The following is a 19444-nucleotide window of genomic DNA, read 5'->3' as shown; positions in this document are numbered from 1 at the left end:
TATTTTTCTAAAGTTTTGGTGAGACAACTTTGTCTAAAGTTGTGGCTAATGTGCTTTTAGGAACGGCACCAACTACCATATCCACCTTCTCCCCATCTTTAAAAATCATTAAAGTGGGAATACTGCGGATCCCGTATTTACTAGCCGTCAGTGGGTTTTCGTCAGTATTCAACTTGACTACTTTTAACTGTTCTCCGTATTGTTGAGCGATTTCTTCAACAACAGGAGCGACCATACGGCATGGCCCACACCAAGGCGCCCAAAAATCCACTAAGACAGGAATCGGACATTCTAAAACATCTACCTGAAAACTAGAATCTGTAACTGAGGCGGTTGCTGACATTGATCTAAAATCCTTTTACTACTAATAAGTTACTGTTTAATCATACATTATGAAATCTAGCATAACAAAAATTGACACCTTAAAATAAAAATTTTTGTTTCAATTTTATTTTAAATAGGCGATCGTTACACCAGCCCCCCCTTCATTTTGGGGAGCAATCTCAAATTTTTCAATCTGAGTATGGCTTTTAAGGTAGTTATGCACCCCTTCTTTCAGTTTGCCAGTACCTTTGCCATGAATGATCCATAAGACGTTTAAACCCTTTAAAATAGCGTTAGAAATAGCCTCATCAATTTTCATTTCCCCATCTGTTACCCTTGCCCCCCTCAAGTCAAGGGTATTTTGGGAAGTTCTCACCGTAATTTTTTCTTTTGTGACCGGAGTTTGAGGCTGATTTTTAAGGGGATTTTGAGTTTTTGCTTTTGATTTAGCTTCAACTTTTTTCCCATCTAAAGATTCAATTTCTGTTACTTCAATATTCATTTTCATTAAACCAAATCTTACCATTAGATCCCCAGTTTCTTCATTAATTTCTAATACTTCGGCCGTTTGTCCTAAACGGGGAATTTTAATTTTTTCCCCCACTTTGGGATAATAAGTTGGTTTAGCTTTTTTTGGTTCAATTTTAGGCAAATTTCTGTCAGCAATTTGATTTAATTTATTAGTAGCTTTTTGGGCATTTTGTGCCGTTTTAACTCCTCTTTGTAAATCTCGAATCACTTGAGCTACCTCTGATTTAGCCTGATTAATTGCTGAAATTACCGCCTGTTCTTGAGAAATTTTTAACTCCGTTTCCCTTGCTTGTAAAGATTGAGCTTTAGCCGAAACTTCCGCATAAAATTTTTCAGTTTCTTGTAATAATTGACGCGCTTCTTCTGCTTTTCTTTCCTGTTCCTTTCTTTGAGCTTCTAATCCTGCAATTACCTCATTAACATCCTCTGAATAATTCCCAACTTTTGTTTTAGCATTTTCAATAATTTCTAATTGTAATCCTAATCTTTGGGCAATACTCAAAGCATTCGATCGCCCCGGTATCCCCCATAATAGGCGGTAAGTTGGCTTTAAAGATTGATCATCAAATTCAACGGAAGCATTTTCAAATCGTGGATCCTGATATTTTAAAGCCTTTAACTCCCCATAGTGGGTAGTGGCAATGGTTAAATGGGCATGATCCGCCAAATATTTTAACAGAGCAATAGCCAAAGCACTACCCTCAGCCGGATCCGTACCTGCTCCCACCTCATCTAATAAAACTAAGGATTTATCCTCACATTGCATCAGAGCATCAATAATCCTGATAATCCTACTAATATGACCAGAAAAAGTAGACAAACTTTGTTCTAAGGATTGTTCATCCCCAATATCGGCTAAAACCTGCTCAAACCAAGGTATTTCCACGGGAACTTTAGCAGGAATAAACAAACCTACCTTGGCCATCAGGGAAACTAAACCCAGAGTTTTCAGAGTCACGGTTTTTCCTCCGGTATTAGGCCCCGTAATAGCCACCACTTTAATCTGAGGATTCACCGTAACATCAATCGGGACAACTTCTGAGCCTTGTTCATGGTGATGTTGCCATAATAACAAAGGATGTTTTAATTGACGGAGGGTTATTTGTTCCTGTTCATCAATGAAACGGGGAGCATTTCCCCCTAACCAAAAACTATAACGGGCTTTAGCGGTGGCTAAATCTAATTGGGTAGCAATCGCCAATAATTGTTCTATATCTTCGTAAACATTAGCAATTTTTTCGCTTAATGCTCCTAAAATCTTTTCTTCTTCTCTTTTGGCTTGACTCAGATATTGGCGTAATTGATTACCTTGTTGTATGATTGATTTTGGTTCAATATACAAAGTTGATCCCGTACTAGATAGATCATGCACAATGCCCGGAATTTGGTCTTTTTGGGGGGCTTTAACAGGGATCACAAAGCGATCGCCCCGTTGGGTAATAACTGGCTCTTGGATCGCCCCGCCTTGACGTTGGATAATGCCCTGAAGTATCTTATAAATGTTGTCCCTTAAGCCTTTGATTTTGCCCCGCAATTGACTCAATAACTCACTAGCTCGATCGCAAATTTCCCCTCGATCGTCAATACAATGGTGAATTTCCTGTTCTAACTCAGGATAAGTGCGTAATTGAGAAATAATATCTAATAAAGTTGGAATATCCTCATATTCTTCAATTTGTCTTCTTAATTTGCGCATTCCAGACAGAGTAGTCGCAATTTCTAATAACTCTTTACCTGATAAAATACCGCCTATTCTAGCCCTTTCTAAACTATCACCAATATCATAAATACCATCAAAATTAAGACCACTTTCTAAACGCTGTTCTAATAAATAAATTTCTTCAGTTTGTTTTAATAAAAATAAACTTTCAGCTTGAGTTTTAGGAATAGTTAAATTAGTAGAAGCAATAACACCTAATTTAGTGGCCGCAAAAGTTGATAAATGGCGACAAAGACGAGACCATTCTAATAATTCTAAAGTTGTATTTTGTATTTCCATGTTTAAGTTTAACTTAATTTTGATTAAAATTGACTTTCTTATAAAGCTCTTTTCATTTCAGATTGATCTTCTAACTTAAGATATTCTTCAAGAGTTTAATTTAGGGAAAAAGATCCGCATCTTTTAATAATTTTCCAGCTTGATCTTTAGGGGATAAAATTGGTTGTGTTTCTAAATTCCAATTAATATTAAGTTCGGGATCATTCCAGATAATACAGCGATCTCCTTGGGGATAGTAATAATCAGTGGTTTTATATAAAAATTCGGCGGTTTCTGATAATACTAAAAAACCATGAGCAAAACAGGGAGGGATCCATAATTGGCGTTTATTTTCTGCACTTAATTCTACCGTTGTCCACTGTTTAAAAGTAGGGGAAGATTGACGAAGATCTACGGCTACATCTAGGACTTTACCTTGGGTAACTCTCACTAATTTACCTTGGGGATGTTCAATTTGATAATGTAAACCCCTTAAGACATTTTGAATTGATTTAGAGTGATTATCTTGCACAAAATTTAAAGTTACTCCTGTTTTTTCTTCAAATAATTGTTGATTAAAACTTTCAAAGAAAAACCCTCGATCGTCACCAAAAACTTTTGGCTCAATGATTAAAACATCTGGAATTTTTGTTCGTATAATATTCATAATTAAGATTGACTGATTTTAGTTAATTTAATTTAATTTATTTAGGTTTAATATTAAAGTATTTTAACCAGTTTTTAAATAAGATTGATGGGTAAATTTTTACTAACTTTAGCTGGAACTAAAATTAGTTCTTGATTTTTATAGCCCACAAAGCGAATATAAACTTTTTCTCCCTGTTTAATTTCATCATTATCAGGTTGATGAAATTGAGGATCAAAACTTACTTTTTCCCAAGGTTTACCAATGGTTTCTAAACCCCAATTTTTAATTAAATTATCTAATGAAGTAAATAAAGAAATTAAATTTTTAGCAGGTAAATCTGTTTTTTGTTCAGCCATTTTTGTGGCGGTGGGATAGTTAATTAATAAACTATTAATTAATTCAAATGTTTCAGTTTGAAAGTCTTGTTTTAATTGTTGTGATTGTTGTTTTAATTCTAATTTTAATTGTTGACATTGTTGTTTTAAATTAGCAATTTCTTGATTTTTTTCTCGTTCTAGTTGGGTTAATTTTTGATTATTTAATGTTTGATTTGATGGTATTTTTGTCTTACTTTTACCATCGGAATATAAACTAAATAAAAATAGGGTTACTCCTAACCAAAGTAAAATTGCAAAGAGAAAATCGTTAAAATTGTTAATCATAATTAGTAAAATCAGAGTAGTAAAAAATTGTCAAATATTAATATACCCCAAACCCTGAAGGGTTGGGCTATCGAAACAAAGTCTGCCTACGCAGACTTTATTCTAGCCTGTGGTGACAGGCTTTGTTTTTGTAGCATTAAGGCCTTAGCCTTAATCAAATCTAATTCGATCTAAACATTTTTTAATTATTTCATTTTAACACAATCATTAGTAATAAACAATTGTTGATAATTAGTAATAGTTAAATTTTCCGTTTCTGGTGATTGAATTAAATCAAATGGGGGTAAACCGGGGGGAATTACTATTTCTCCTTTACTTTCTTTTTCTGCTACTTCTAAGTTAAGATTGAGCAAAAATTCTAAAATATTTTGATCTTTTTTGATGCCATAAGTTAACTTGACTGCTTCATTTAATTCTGTTTGTGCATCAATCAATTTTTTAACAGTTTTACTGTTATTATTTGCTTCTATTTGTTGATAAAGTTCCCTTAAACTCCATTGATTTTCTGTCATGGCTTGAAGTCGTATTTTTCTTAATTCTACCGCCTTACTTGCCACTAATGCAATATTATTAAATGTGGGCTGTTGGGGAAAGGGAAATGTATCAAAAACTGTGCTAGAAGTGTAACGAAAACCACTTCCTAAAGTTGAACATCTTTGGGTAAACCATAACCAATGAATATTAGATTGTAATATACCAAAAGAATAATCATCAGCTAAACAAAATACTTGAACAACATCACTAGGTCTAATGTTACTATTTATAAATTCAAATATAGATCTTTTAGCTACTCTACTACAACCAATATAACGAGGTAAAGCAGTAATTTTTTCTATTAATTCTTGACGAGCATAAGAAAGTAACCACCATTTATTTAAAAAGTTTTGATGATGACGATTAACTTTAGCTTTTTTATTTTTCTTTGTCGCTTCATTATTTCTTTCTAATTCTTGTTGAGCGGCCTCTTTTCTAGTAGGTAAAACTAAATTTTTAATATGTTTAAATAAAACATGATATTGTTTAGCTGAATCTTCATCTAAGGGGTGAAAATCAATGACATATCTTTGGGGTAAAGGAGGAAAATTTGCTAATAAATCATTACCCGTTAAATAAGGAAAAAGTACCTTATTTAAAATTTTTTGAGGCTTAGATAAAGCAATTATTTCTTCCGTTTCATCAGGTTTTAATAAAAAACCTTCATGACCATGGGTTTGACCTTGATAACATAAATTAGCATTGATATTAGTTTGAATTATTTTAGCACCACTAACATCAATTTCCGCCGAAAGAGACGAATTAATATAATCTAATTCTAACTTTTCCCAAGGACTATTAATATTATCTCCTAACTGAGTATAGAGTATTTTTTGACCATTAAAATCCCCTTTGACCCAGTTAACAATTGATACATTTACCACCGCATCACCCGACCAAACTTGTTTAGAAACTGCCTCTGTAATCGTACCATTATTATTAACAATAAAATCTAAACCTCCTTGACGGGAATTAGTTTGACTGATGGTATTTGTTCCTATTAAACCCGCCCTACCATTGAGGGGTAAATTTTCATGGGCTTTACGAAACCAATACACACAATAATCAGCTAAACCAGAAACTTCAGGATATTGATTTCTCACTTTATTAACATAGTCTCGCCCTAATTCCTGTTGCATTTTATTTTTTGATTGAAAGGGGGGATTGCCTATAATTGCATCGGCTTTTTCCCAGTCACAAAATAAAGCATCATCATGAATAATATTACAATCTAAAGTATCTAAAGGTAAATATTGTTCATCGTGTAAACCTAATTTATCTATGGCAACTTTACGAGCAATAATCATTGTCACCCTTGCTAATTCTACTGCAAAATCATTAAAATCAATCCCGTAAAATTGCATCGGACTGACAAACTTATCTTTTTTAGTAATCTTAAAATCTGGAAATTGAGCTAATTTATCTAATAATAATTGTTCATTTTGCTTTAACTCTTGATAGGCCATGTATAAAAAATTACCTGAGCCACAAGCCGGATCTAAAACCTTATAATTAACAATTTCATCTCTTAAGATTAATAATTCTGCCAAACTATCAGCAGATTCGATCTTTTTCTCCCAAAAATTACTAATTGTCGGCCGTACAATTTTCATAATATCTGTTTCTGAAGTGTAGTGAATACCCATTTCATGACGTAATTTATCATCTACAGTGCTTTGAAAAATACTACCAAAAATCGCTGGCCGAATTTGACTCCAATCTGCTTCGGCGGCCTTTTCTAATAGGTTTAATTCTGACCATGTTAACTCAATTTCTGGTAATTTGGCAAATAAACCTCCATTAAAATAATCAACACCTTTAAACTTACCATAAGGGGTAATTCCTTTCTTATTCATCTGATAGAATAAACCTGCTGAAATTAAATCATAACTGCTTTCTTTTCCTTCCTTACAAACTTTAATAATATTAGTAAAAAGCTCAAGGGGTAACATCCCTTTATATTGGGCAAACATGGTAATAACACATTGTAAAATAAACCTTTGCACATCTAATTTACTAAAGCCATTTTTCTTACTTCTTTGCTCAAGAGAAATATATAAATCACTCATTCGAGTAGCGATAGTTTTAGTAAGCGCAACTTGCTCATTTCTAAACTGAGGAATTACGGCGGAAAATTCCATAAAAGCAAACTTTTCAATTTGACTTTCTAACTCAGTTAATTTAATTTTTTCTAAAGGAGTATCAACTTGAATACTAAAATCATAAATCCAAAATTCATCAAAATTACATAAAATTACAAACTTAGGATGGGGATAAATATTGATATAATAATCCCATGATTGGGCGTAATGTTTATTAAGATTTTCCCCTCTTGATTTCATTTCAATTAAGATTGAAGGTAGCCTTTGACGATCCCAATAAAGATCCGCATAACCAATATTTCCCGCACGACTAGCTTTAGCAACAGGTAACTCAAAAGTTGCTCCCACTTCTAGCACCCCTTGATGTCCAAAAAGTTGAAAAAATTTAGTCAAAAAAGTTTGTGACTCTTGCCTTTCTTTTCCTTTAATATGTTGATCACAAAACTCAAGAAATTGATAAATTGCTTCACGTTTTACTTTCATAATTCAATTTGATTGATGTTCACCAATAACCAATAACTAATAACCAATAACTAATTAAAATTGACTTAAAGATTGGGTTTCTTCAATGAAATTTTGCTCATTATTTTCATAATATTCGGGTAATAATTCTTGTTTTTCAATATTACCTAAAGCCTTTTCAATTTCGGCGGTTGTTTGGGTACAAGTTTTACCTTGGCCATTGATAACTTTTTCGGTAATTTTACCATCTTTACCGATATAATATTCAACTCTTTGATATTCACTCATGATTTTTAACTTAAATTTTTTAAATGTTAAATGTTTACAATTGATGTTTTGCCCTCACCCCAGCCCCTCTCCCACAGGGAGAGGGGAGTGTTTTTTCTAAGATTAAATAATCTTAAATAATCTTAAATCAATTATGTTTAAATAGTTTCCCTCTTTCTAATAAAAAGAAGGGTTAGGTGATGGCGGAAAATTAAAATTTAGGTTCTACCGAATAAAATGATTTCATTAAGGCTAAAGCCTTATGCTACAAAAACGAAGCCTGTCTGCACAGGCTTTGTTTATATAGGGCAAAAATGTTTATAGTTTTACATAGTAAGTTCGGTAGAAAATCAAAATTTATTTCTTTTCTTCAACTAATTCTGAATTAAATTCATTAAATGTTTTTAACTTTAATTCTACAGATTCAGAGCGCGGAAGTAAATTAAAAACTTCCCTAAATTTATCATCAATTTGTTCAAAATTAGCTTGACCAGTTTGATCAAAAATGACTTTTCCTTTTTGATCTAAAAGCACAGTTTGAGGGATTAAACCTTTATAATAATAGCCTACCTCATCTTTATTATACTTGGATTTTTGCTCAATTGAATCAACAGCTACCGGAACAATATTGGCCGCTCTGCCATAAAATTCTTGAAGTCGAGAAATAACAATTGAATATTGTTTACAATCACTACTATCATCAACATAATAGACTAATAAAGTGGGCATTTCCCTTGCTAAAGATTCTTTTAAACTTAAACGGGGCGGTACAAGTGAGCCATTTCCCGCATAAAGAATGAAGATATTACCATCATAAGTATCATCATTAATACTGGCAAAAACAGGGTTATTTGTTACGAGGAAAAAGCTACTTATTACCGTTAATAATAATAAGCAAAAACTTTTAATTAATTTATGAGAAGATTGAAAATTAAGGTTTAATTTCACAGGTTTAAATTAGATTTAGATCAAATAAATGTTTACTTAAAAAAATTAGGTTTAAAACCTAATTAATTAATTTAATTAATTGTCAATTGTTAACTGTCAATTAATTAACTGCATTAAGCCATTATAGCAATGATTAACAATTTATAAAACTAAATCTTAATTTAATCATTCTCAAATTAACAAAAAAATGTATGATAGATTTGATTGAATCAAAATTTTAGCTTAAAGGAGCAATTTTAAACATGAAACGTCTAGCTTTACTCAGTGTATCTGATAAAACGGGCATTGTGGATTTAGCCCGTCAATTAGTTGATCAATTTAATTTTGAGTTGCTTAGTAGTGGTGGCACGGCGAAAACTCTCAAAGATGCGGGTATTCCTGTGCAAAAAGTGAGCGAATACACCGGATCACCGGAAATTTTAGGGGGGCGGGTGAAAACTCTCCATCCTAAAATTCACGGCGGTATCCTCGCTAGACGTGATTTAGAGCAGGATTTAACGGATTTAACTAATAATAATATTCGTCCTTTAGATTTAGTAGTAGTTAATCTTTATCCCTTTGAAGAAACCATTGCTAAAGAGGGTGTAACTTTAGCTGATGCGGTGGAAAATATTGATATTGGAGGCCCTGCTATGTTACGGGCAAGTGCTAAAAATTTCGCCCATGTAACGGTTATTTCTAATCCTAAATATTATGATCTTTACTTACAGGAATTAAAAGAAAATAATGGAGAAACTTCTTTAAAATTCCGTCAAAAAATGGCCGGTGAAACTTTTGCTTTAACCAATAGTTATGATCAGGCGATCGCTAATTATTTAATGAGTTTAGAAGATGAACAACCGAGTCGTTTTAGTATTTCTGGCCAATTAATGCAAGAATTACGCTATGGTGAAAACCCCCATCAAAGTGCTTCTTGGTATTATACCGGAACAAAAAAAAGCGGTTGGGCTACGGCCGAAAAATTACAAGGTAAGGAGTTAAGCTATAATAATTTAGTTGATTTAGAGTCAGCTAGACGTATTATTTCTGAATTTTCCTCTGATCAACCAGCGGCCGCTATTTTAAAACATACAAATCCCTGCGGTGTAGCCATCGGAAACACTCTGATTAATGCTTATGAAAAAGCTTTTAATGCTGATTCTACCTCTGCTTTTGGGGGAATTGTGGCCTTAAATCAAAAAATTGATGATGAGACAGCAAAAGCTTTAACTAAAACCTTTTTAGAATGTGTGGTCGCCCCCGGATGTGAGGATTCTGCCAGAGAAATTTTAACCAAAAAAGCCAATGTGAGGGTGTTATTATTCCCTGAGTTAACCAAAGGGGAAGCCCAAACGGTGAAAATTATTGCAGGAGGCTTTTTAACTCAGGCCAGTGATGATCTACAGGAAAATACGGAGCAATGGCAAGTGGTGACGGAAAAACAGCCCACGGCCGAACAGTTAGCGGAATTATTATTTGCGTGGAAGGTGTGTAAGCACGTTAAGTCTAATGCCATTGTGGTGACGAAGGATCGGGCTACTTTGGGTGTGGGTGCAGGGCAGATGAACCGAGTTGGCTCAACCAAAATTGCCTTAGATCAGGCCGCAGATCAGGCTCAGGGAGCTTATTTAGCCAGTGATGGCTTTTTCCCCTTTGATGATACCGTCAGAATTGCCTCACAATCCGGTATAATTGCGATCGTTCAGCCGGGGGGATCCATTAAGGATAAAGACTCGATCAAGGCGGCCAATGAGTTAGGTTTAATTATGGTGTTAACAGGGAGTCGTCATTTTTTACATTAAACTTCTTTGCACAAGTCAAAAAAAAAGGGAAAAGTAATAAAAATTGATCAAAACTATTAAATAATTGATTAAATTTGATTTTTTTATTACTTTCCTAAAAGGGCTATTAATTAAAGATTAATTCTTAGTTTGATCGGGGTAGGGTATTTTAAAAGTTGGGGGCAAAATTGTTGCACCCTCAACTATTTTAGGGGGAATTATGTTGAGTTAAATGACAATTTTTAGTTTGGGAAAATAACAACGCAATTTGATCAATTCCCTCTCGTAAAATTGCAATATTTTGATTAGAATTATTGACAATAATACTAAATACTAAATCTTCTCCTGTTTGGGTTTTTAAATACCCTGATAATGCAGAAGTACCGGAGGCTGTTCCTGTTTTTGCTCTTAAATTATTAGTTAAATAACTATTAGTAAATCTATTTTTTAATGTGCCAGTAACTCCGGCGATCGGTAAAGAATTTTTATAAACTTGATCAAGGGGACTTTTTGAGATTAATTCTAAGAGATTAACTAAGGTTTGTGGAGTTACTAAATCATGACGGGATAAGCCTGAACCATCTATTAAATCATAACTTTTTGGTGCAATTCCTAATTGATTTAAGGTTTCTATTAAAATGCTCAAACTATCATCATTAATAATCTGATTATCTTCAAAATAAGATTGGATTCCTAATAATTGAAACAGTGCTTGAGCATATAAATTATTACTTTCTTGATTAGTTTTAAAAACTAATTGTGATAATGGTTCAGATTGAATCGTCATTAATAATTTTTCATTTGCTAAATTAGAACTAATGGAATTATTGAGTATAGTTTGATTGACTTTAATCTGATTTTGTTTGAGTAAATTATTTAAACTATCTAAGAAATATTGACTGGGATTAAGAATAGCTAAACGGTAACTATCTTCAGGTGAATTAATGGGAATTTGACCTGTTATTTCTAAAGTATTTGTGCCAAAAATTCCCTTAAGATTAATATAATAGTTACTATTTTCTTGCGAAGTGGTAGCACTATTAATAATATTCCATTGATTTTGAGCGAGAGGATCAGACCAATTTAAGCGAATTTTTTCCCCTAAATTTTGAGGTGAAATCGTTAACTTTACCACATTTTCATTTAAAATTAAATGATTAACATTAACGGCATAATAATAAAATAAATCTCCCCATTCCCAAGTAGAATTAATCCCTAAATTTTGATGATAATTTTCTTCAACTATTAATTGATCTATGTGATTAATATTTTCGGCTTTTAATTTGTCTGCTATTAGTTGTAAACTTTGACTATTTAAACTTGGATCACCTTGGCCAACTATCCTTAAAATAGTAAGATTATCCCGATTTTTTGAAATAAAAATTGGGGTTTGAAAACGATAATTTTCACCAAATTTTAATAAAACGGCCGCCGTTGTTAAAAGTTTAACATTAGAGGCGGGATAAAAATATTTTTCCCCATTTAAACTATAAATTAAATCATCTGAATTTAATTTTTTAACCACAATTCCCCAACTTGCTCTTTGATAGGGGGGAAGGTTAATTATTTGATTAATTTCTCGATCGAGATCATCGTAACAAATTTGATTAATAGTTAAATTAGAATCAGTTTGAGCGACTATTTTGTGTTGATCAAATAGAGAAAAATTAACTATAAAAATTAAAGATAAACTGAGATATTTTTTTATTTTCATAGATTAAATTAAGTTAAAAATAGATTCAGTAGAGGTCAACGGCCGTTGACCTCCATCATGAGATTAAATAATTTTACCCAGGTAAGATGTTTCTTCCCTTGTTAAAAGCCTCTTTAAAAGCGTCTAAGCCGTGACTTCCACCGTTAACGGCTCGTCTGGCTAAAGCTAAATCATTAACGGCGATCGCATTTCTAATGGCCGATTCTTTATTTTTGAGAAAACGAGCTAAAATTTTGGCGGCAACGAGGGATTCATTAGCTAATTGAGGATTATTAATCAAATCAACTCCTATTTGTCTTCCTATTCTATCGTAATTATCTCGCCCTGTTAATTGAACAAAGCCCCGCCCTTTAAAGTTTGCACCATCGGGACGACCACGATTACCTAAAACCGTTCTATTATCATATTTATTGAAGGGATGTTGGCCCGGATCCGTATTATATTTCGATTGAAACTCACTAATCGGCATAAAACCCGCCGTTTCTGCTCGGATGGTGGACAAGGCCATATTGATCATGGTTTTATCCCCTAAGCCTAACTCCCTCAAAGCCAAGAGGACGTTGGGAAGGTGGGTGGCAATATTACTGCGTGAAGCCCCCGGAAACATCGGTGCGACTAGACCGGCCGTAATAGTGGCGGTGGGGCTAACAATGGTAGTATTAGAGGGGGAAGCAAAATCTAACAATCTTTGGGCAAAAGTTCTGCCAAATTGTCCAGTTTGCATACAATTAATCAGTACAGCCTCACAAAATAGGGATAAAGCGGCTCTGGTTTTTTCCCCCAAGTCCCCATCAACACTGGATGTTCCCTTACTATCTCGATCGGGAAGATAGCCCCCATTAACCAGAATTTGTTGAATTTGGGCTACTAATTGTGGGTCACTTTTTAATTGGTCAAAACTTAGAACCGTATTTGTTCTGACAATATCTTCTAATCTCATTTTTTGATCTCTACTTTTTAAGAAATATACTCTTAATCTTAAAAGAAAAAATTTAATTACTTTAATTTTTTTAGAAAAAAATAAGATTTCTGTTATCTTTATTCAAATTAATTTACAATTTGTAATATGATCTAAAATCTAATTTAGATCGTGACTTTTGCCCCTTAAAGACAGAACATTTATTCTTTATTATTTTTGATTATGAATTATTGGCATAAACCACCGGAATTTTTAACTTTAAATGAACAAGAAATACATCTTTGGCGTACTAATTTAGCTCTATCTTTTAAGGAAATTCAATTCTTAAAACAATATTTATCTTCTGATGAAATTATCAGGAGCGATCGCTTTAAATTTGATCTGCATCGTCATCGTTATATTGTCAGTAGAGCAGTTTTAAGAATTATTTTAGGAAAATACTTAAAACTTGAGCCATCCAAGTTAAAATTTCAATATAATAGTAAAGGAAAACCCCAAATAAATCCCGATCAAAATCAGATTCAATTACAATTTAATCATTCCCATTCTGAAGACATAAGTTTATATGGAATTACCACAAAATATCCGATTGGTATTGATATAGAATATAGGCGTTCAATAGCTGATTTAGAACAGATTGCTCACCGTTTTTTTACCCCTAGAGAATGTCAATTATTAGCTAAATTTCCCCCATCAGAAAAAATTAATATTTTCTTTCAATTATGGACAGGAAAAGAAGCTTATTTAAAATGTACAGGGGAAGGAATAGCCGGAGGTTTAGATAAATTTGAAATAAGATTTAATCATAATCAATCAATCGGTTTATCAGGAATCAATGATAATTTATCTCAAATTTATCAATGGTTTTTTCGGTCTTTTCTGACACAAGAAAATTATCAAAGTACGGTAATAGTTAATAGTGAAAAGCAATTTAGATTAAACTATTTTGAGTATTAATTATCAAGTTTGACCGATCTTACCAGTGGAGAAATACCTCTACTTTTAAGAAAAAACTTTGCTCTACACATAGCAAAAAAATCAAAAAAGGAATAATATTATACAACACAGTTATAGAATAAAAGAGACAATTGAGGAATCATCAACTTGTTTCTATCAGTGCGAACACAGTTAAAACTATATCAACGTATCTCCATGAATCAAAATACATTACCAAAAAAACAGGGTTTATATGATCCCGCTTTTGAGCATGATGCTTGTGGTGTGGGCTTTATTGTCCATCAAAAAGGACAAAAATCCCATGATATTGTGCAAAATGCTTTAACGATATTAGTTAACCTCGATCATCGTGGTGCTTGTGGCTGTGAACCAAATACGGGAGACGGTGCAGGTATTTTAATGCAAGTTCCCCATAAATTTTTACAAAAAGTCGCTTCTGCTGAAAATATCACCTTACCCGAGGCCGGGCAATATGGGGTGGCGATGGTGTTTTGTTCCCCGAATGAAGCCACCCGAAAAGAGCGTTTTGCTGAGTTTGAAAAAATTGTGACAGAGGAAGGTTGTAAGGTTTTAGGGTGGCGCAAAGTTCCCACTAATAACGAACCTTTGGGCGATACGGCTAAAGCCTCTGAACCTAATGTTTATCAGGTTTTTATTGAAAAAAGTGCTAATATCACCGATGATCTGGCTTTCGATCGCAAGTTATTTATTATTCGTAAACGAAGCGGGGCAAACTTCCGTAAACAAGACCCTTTCTGGTATATTCCCAGTATTTCTTGCCGTACTTTAATTTATAAGGGGATGTTAACCCCTCTGCAAGTGGGGCAATATTACCCCGATCTGCAAGACCCAGACCTTGAAAGTGCTTTGGCTCTAGTGCATTCCCGTTTTAGTACCAATACTTTCCCCAGTTGGGAACGCTCTCACCCTTACCGCTATATCGCCCATAACGGTGAGATCAATACTTTAAGGGGTAATATTAACTGGATGTATGCCCGTCAAGCCCTATTCGAGTCTGAGTTATTCGGCGATGATCTCAAAAAAGTTCAGCCCGTTATTAACCCCAATGGTAGTGACTCCAGTATTTTTGACAATGCTTTAGAAATTTTAACCCTGTCTGGGCGCTCTTTACCCGAAGCGGTCATGATGATGATACCTGAGCCTTGGACTGGTCATGAGTCCATGAGTCCAGAGAAAAAGGCTTTTTATCAATATCACTCCTGTGTGATGGAGCCTTGGGATGGGCCTGCCTCCATCGCCTTTACCGATGGGACGATGATGGGGGCGATCTTAGATCGTAATGGTTTACGTCCTTCCCGATATTACGTTACCAAAGATGATCTGGTGATCATGGCGTCTGAGGCGGGAGTTTTACCCGTAGCGCCGGAAAATGTAGCCTTTAAAGGGCGTTTAGAACCGGGTAAAATGTTCTTAGTTGATATGGAACAGGGTAGAATTATCGCAGATGAGGAAATTAAGCAAAAAATCGCTACTTCTAAGCCCTATCAAACTTGGTTAGATCAAAATTTAGTCAATATTGATCAACTGCCTGAAAGTGATACGGTGGCTAAGTCTGACAAAGATACCTTAGTTAACCGTCAAAGTGCCTTCGGCTATACCTTTGAAGATGTGAGAATGTTACTTGCTCCCATGGCTCAAAATGGTGTGGAGGCCGTTGGCGCAATGGGTACGGATACGCCTTTAGCGGTATTGTCCGATCGCCCCAAATTATTATATGATTATTTTCAACAATTATTCGCACAGGTTACAAATCCTCCCATTGATTCTATCAGGGAAGCGATTATTACCTCTGCTACAACTACGATTGGCTCTGAAAGAAATTTATTAAAACCTGAGCCAGAAAGTTGTCATTTAATTGAATTAAACAGTCCTATTTTAACTAATGAACAGTTAGCTAAATTAAAAAGCGTAAATAATAACGGTTTTAAATCAGTAACAATTCCCATTTTATTTAATCCTCAAGAGGGGGTTAAAGGTTTAGAAGCCGTGATGCAGAGTATTTTTACTCAGGCTGATCGCGCGATCGCTGATGGTGTGAATATTCTGATTTTATCCGATCGTGATCTCAATGGAGATCAAGCACCGATCCCCGCCTTACTAGCTGTCTCAGGTTTACATCACCATTTGATCCGCACAGGTACACGCACTAAAGTGGGTTTAGTGTTAGAGTCAGGAGAACCCCGTGAAGTCCATCACCACGCCGTTTTAATCGGTTATGGTTGCGGTGCGATCAACCCCTATTTAGTCTATGAAACCATAGACTCCATGATTGAGCAGAAATTACTCTTAAATATTGACTCAAAAACTGCTTATAAAAACTATATTAAAGCAGTGACAAAAGGAGTAATTAAGATTGCTTCTAAGATTGGTATTTCTACCATTCAGAGTTATCGAGGCGCTCAAATTTTCGAGGCCATCGGTTTAAATCAGAATGTAATTAATCAATATTTCACTTGGACGGCTTCTCGCCTTGAAGGTGTAGACCTTGATGTGATTACCCAAGAAGCGATTTTAAGACATCATAATGGTTTTCCCGATCGCTCTGTAAAAGTTCCCGTGTTAGATGTGGGGGGTGAATATCAATGGCGTAAAGAAGGTGAGCGTCACCTCTTTAGCCCTGAAACTATCCACACTTTACAACAGGCTACATGGAACAATGATTATGAGTTATATAAGAAGTATGCAAACTTAGTCAATGACCAAACGAAAGAGCATTATACTTTAAGAGGCTTATTAGAGTTTAAAGAGCGTACTCCCATCCCCATTGAAGAAGTCGAGCCGATTGAGAGTATTATGAAGCGCTTTAAAACTGGGGCGATGAGTTATGGCTCTATTTCTAAAGAGGCTCATGAGGCTTTAGCCATTGCCATGAACCGTATTGGCGGAAAATCTAATACAGGTGAAGGTGGAGAGGATCCGGAGCGTTTCACATGGACTAACGAACAGGGCGACTCTAAAAATAGTGCCATTAAACAGGTGGCTTCTGGGCGTTTCGGGGTGACAACCCAATATCTATCCCAAGCTAAGGAAATTCAAATTAAAATGGCTCAAGGGGCTAAACCGGGGGAAGGTGGACAACTTCCGGGCTTAAAAGTCTATCCTTGGATCGCTAAAGTGCGCCATTCAACTCCCGGAGTGGGTTTAATCTCACCTCCGCCCCACCATGATATTTACTCGATCGAAGACTTAGCGGAGTTGATCCATGACCTCAAAAATGCTAACCGCAAGGCTCGAATTAATGTTAAATTAGTGTCTGAGGTGGGTGTAGGCACGATCGCCACTGGAGTAGCCAAAGCACACGCCGATGTGATCTTAATATCGGGTTTTGATGGTGGTACAGGTGCATCACCCCAAACCTCGATCAAACACGCAGGTTTACCTTGGGAGTTAGGTTTAGCGGAAACCCATCAAACCCTTGTGTTAAACAACTTGCGCAGTCGGGTAGTGGTTGAAACCGATGGCCAGATGAAAACAGGGCGAGATGTGGTGATCGCCGCCTTACTTGGTGCAGAGGAATATGGCTTCTCCACCGCTCCCCTCGTGACTTTAGGCTGTATCATGATGCGGGTATGTCATAAAAATACTTGCCCCGTTGGTATTGCCACCCAAAACCCCGCCTTACGGGATAAATTTACCGGAGATCCCGCCTATACGGTTAATTTCATGCGTTTTATCGCGCAAGAAATACGGGAGATCATGGCTGAGTTAGGCTTCCGCAGTATCAATGAAATGATCGGCCGCACCGATATTTTAGAGTCAAGAAAAGCGATCGATCACTGGAAAGCCAAAGGTTTAGACTTTTCTAAGATTTTATATCAGCCTGAAGTGGGCGAAAATGTAGGCCGATATTGCCAAATGGCTCAAGATCACGGCTTAGAAAAATCCTTAGATATTACTACCCTCTTAGATCTGTGTCAACCTGCGATCGCCAAGGGCGAAAAAGTCAAAGCCACCCTACCCATTCAAAATATTAACCGTGTGGTGGGTACAATTTTAGGGAATGAAATTGTGAAAAAACACTGGGAAGGCTTACCAGAAGACACGATCCACCTCCATTTCCAAGGTAGTGCCGGCCAAAGTTTTGGCGCATTTATTCCCAAAGGAGTCACATTAGAGTTAGAAGGTGACGGTAATGACTACGTTGGAAAAGGCTTAAGCGGCGGTAAAATTATCGTTTATCCTGATCAAAAAGCCACCTTTAAAGCCCAAGAAAATATCATTATTGGTAACGTAGCCTTATATGGTGCTACCAGTGGCGAGGCTTACTTTAACGGTATTGCAGGGGAGCGTTTTGGTGTGCGTAACTCAGGTGTAAGTGCCGTTGTGGAAGCGGTTGGCGATCACGGTTGTGAATATATGACTGGTGGTAAAGTGGTGATATTGGGATCAACTGGCCGAAACTTTGGCGCGGGAATGAGTGGCGGTGTGGCCTATATTCTCGATGAAAAAGGAGATTTTGCCACTAAATTTAATGCGGAAATGGCCGACTTAGAAAAGTTAGCAGATCCGGAAGAAATTGCTGATCTTAAACAGTTAATTTCTAACCATGCTAACTATACAGGTAGTGAAAAAGCGAAAACAATTTTAAATAATTGGGAGCAATATTTACCCCAATTTGTGAAAGTAATGCCTCGTGATTATAAACGGGTATTACAAGCAATTAAAAACGCTTTAGAGAAAGGTTTAAGCGGTGATGAAGCCTTAAGTGATGCTTTTGAACAAAACGCTAAAGACTTAGCCAGAATAGGCGGAAGTTAAGTTTTAATTCATAGTTAATCTTTAAAATTCGGGGTTAATTTTTATAAACTCACCCCAAAACCCTCTCACTACGAGAGGGTTTTTTTTGTAGATTTTCACTATTTTTTACTGGGTTAAATAATCTCTTGAAAAAATGATTAAATGTCAATGATCAACTATTAATTAATAATCAAAGTAAAGTAATAGTTAATCTTGCCATTTTAACTCGACAAAATGAGCAGTTTTTCCCCATAGATCCGCACTTTGACTAATCTTGACAATTTCTAAATTAAAAGGAATACTGGTTGTAATATATTTTTGTGCTAATTTGCCGACTTCCGGCGCAATTTCTAAAGCAGTAACTCCGGCTAAACTAACCACAGCAAGTTGAGTTAAAGGATTTTTTGGGGCGATCAAAGAAGTTCCAGCCATCATCCCCGTAGCTAATAACAAAGTTACGGTAAGATTAGTGCCACAATGGGGATGAAGGGCTAAACTCCACTCCCCACCTTTTAAACGAGTCAAAGCCTGATCCACAGCTTGACGCAAATGTTGAAAATCTAAATCTCCATATAAATAAAAGCCTTTTTCCGTAGAAATTCCTCCGATATTATTCATATAAGAATTACCCATTTTTTCCCCTAAAATCCACACCGTAGCGTGTTCTAATCCATGAACTTGACGGATCATTAATAACTCTTTTAATCCCGGAATAAAACCAATTTGCGTTAATAAATCACGATCTTGAGTAGATACGGGGTTAAAAAAATCAAAATCCCAAAAATTACCAGTTGCCGAAGTATTACTATTAGTCATTGTTTTATGATGATTAATCTTTTATTTCCACTTTAGCAAGTTTTTGCAAAGTCGGGGGTATAA

General features: G+C 35.3%; 13 protein-coding genes. 3 read left to right on the top strand and 10 right to left on the bottom strand.

Features of this window, described 5'->3' with window-relative positions:
* Positions 1–7 precede the first annotated feature (7 nt).
* The 7 genes from trxA to Anndu_RS13030 form a co-directional block, all read right to left on the bottom strand.
* Positions 8–343 (bottom strand): thioredoxin, encoded by a 336-nt coding sequence (gene trxA, locus Anndu_RS13060; RefSeq protein WP_464101621.1) that lies wholly within the window; start codon positions 341–343, stop codon positions 8–10.
* A gap of 105 nt (positions 344–448) precedes the next feature.
* Positions 449–2854 carry an endonuclease MutS2 gene (locus Anndu_RS13055; RefSeq protein ID WP_464101620.1) on the bottom strand — a complete coding sequence of 802 codons (2406 nt, stop codon included), beginning with the start codon at positions 2852–2854 and terminating at the stop codon, positions 449–451.
* Positions 2855–2954: 100 nt separating this feature from the next.
* Entirely contained in the window at positions 2955–3500 is a 546-nt protein-coding gene (gene rfbC / locus Anndu_RS13050; protein WP_464101619.1) for a dTDP-4-dehydrorhamnose 3,5-epimerase, read from the bottom strand.
* 74 nt (positions 3501–3574) lie between these two features.
* On the bottom strand, positions 3575–4144 hold the full coding sequence (locus Anndu_RS13045) for a molecular chaperone GrpE (protein WP_464101618.1): 570 nt from the start codon (positions 4142–4144) through the stop codon (positions 3575–3577).
* A gap of 185 nt (positions 4145–4329) precedes the next feature.
* The gene (locus Anndu_RS13040; protein ID WP_464101617.1) at positions 4330–7263 is read right to left on the bottom strand and encodes a DNA methyltransferase; all 2934 of its coding nucleotides are present in this window, start codon (positions 7261–7263) and stop codon (positions 4330–4332) included.
* Between the two features lie 54 nt (positions 7264–7317).
* Positions 7318–7530 carry a DUF2997 domain-containing protein gene (locus tag Anndu_RS13035; protein WP_464101616.1) on the bottom strand — a complete coding sequence of 71 codons (213 nt, stop codon included), beginning with the start codon at positions 7528–7530 and terminating at the stop codon, positions 7318–7320.
* Between the two features lie 336 nt (positions 7531–7866).
* On the bottom strand, positions 7867–8457 hold the full coding sequence (locus Anndu_RS13030; protein ID WP_464101615.1) for a thylakoid membrane photosystem I accumulation factor: 591 nt from the start codon (positions 8455–8457) through the stop codon (positions 7867–7869).
* Positions 8458–8699: 242 nt separating this feature from the next.
* Here Anndu_RS13030 and purH point away from each other — a divergent pair, with 242 nt between their 5' ends.
* Complete coding sequence (purH, locus tag Anndu_RS13025) at positions 8700–10238, top strand: bifunctional phosphoribosylaminoimidazolecarboxamide formyltransferase/IMP cyclohydrolase (RefSeq protein ID WP_464101614.1); 1539 nt, start codon at positions 8700–8702, stop codon at positions 10236–10238.
* 187 nt (positions 10239–10425) lie between these two features.
* Here purH and dacB read toward each other — a convergent pair whose 3' ends face one another.
* Both dacB and Anndu_RS13015 read right to left on the bottom strand, forming a co-directional pair.
* A complete protein-coding gene (gene dacB / locus Anndu_RS13020) occupies positions 10426–11931 on the bottom strand; it encodes a D-alanyl-D-alanine carboxypeptidase/D-alanyl-D-alanine endopeptidase (RefSeq protein WP_464101613.1) in 1506 nt (501 codons plus the stop codon).
* Positions 11932–12004: 73 nt separating this feature from the next.
* Positions 12005–12871 (bottom strand): glycoside hydrolase family 19 protein, encoded by an 867-nt coding sequence (locus Anndu_RS13015; protein WP_464101612.1) that lies wholly within the window; start codon positions 12869–12871, stop codon positions 12005–12007.
* A 201-nt stretch (positions 12872–13072) separates the two neighbouring features.
* On the opposite strand from Anndu_RS13015, the gene Anndu_RS13010 reads away from it, so the two are divergent.
* Together Anndu_RS13010 and gltB are read left to right on the top strand one after the other, a co-directional pair.
* On the top strand, positions 13073–13807 hold the full coding sequence (locus tag Anndu_RS13010; RefSeq protein ID WP_464101611.1) for a 4'-phosphopantetheinyl transferase family protein: 735 nt from the start codon (positions 13073–13075) through the stop codon (positions 13805–13807).
* A gap of 195 nt (positions 13808–14002) precedes the next feature.
* Positions 14003–18586, top strand: coding sequence for a glutamate synthase large subunit (gltB, locus tag Anndu_RS13005; protein WP_464101610.1), 4584 nt, complete (start codon positions 14003–14005; stop codon positions 18584–18586).
* 186 nt (positions 18587–18772) lie between these two features.
* Here the strand turns inward: gltB and Anndu_RS13000 are convergent, their stop codons facing one another.
* Positions 18773–19381: a DUF6391 domain-containing protein gene (locus Anndu_RS13000; RefSeq protein WP_464101609.1), complete on the bottom strand. Its 609-nt coding sequence runs from the start codon at positions 19379–19381 to the stop codon at positions 18773–18775.
* Positions 19382–19444: the final 63 nt, after the last annotated feature.

Source organism: Annamia dubia NIES-4383 (assembly GCF_055394725.1).
The sequence above is the reverse complement of the archived record's forward strand: the minus strand, read 5'-3'. Positions and strand labels throughout refer to the sequence as shown.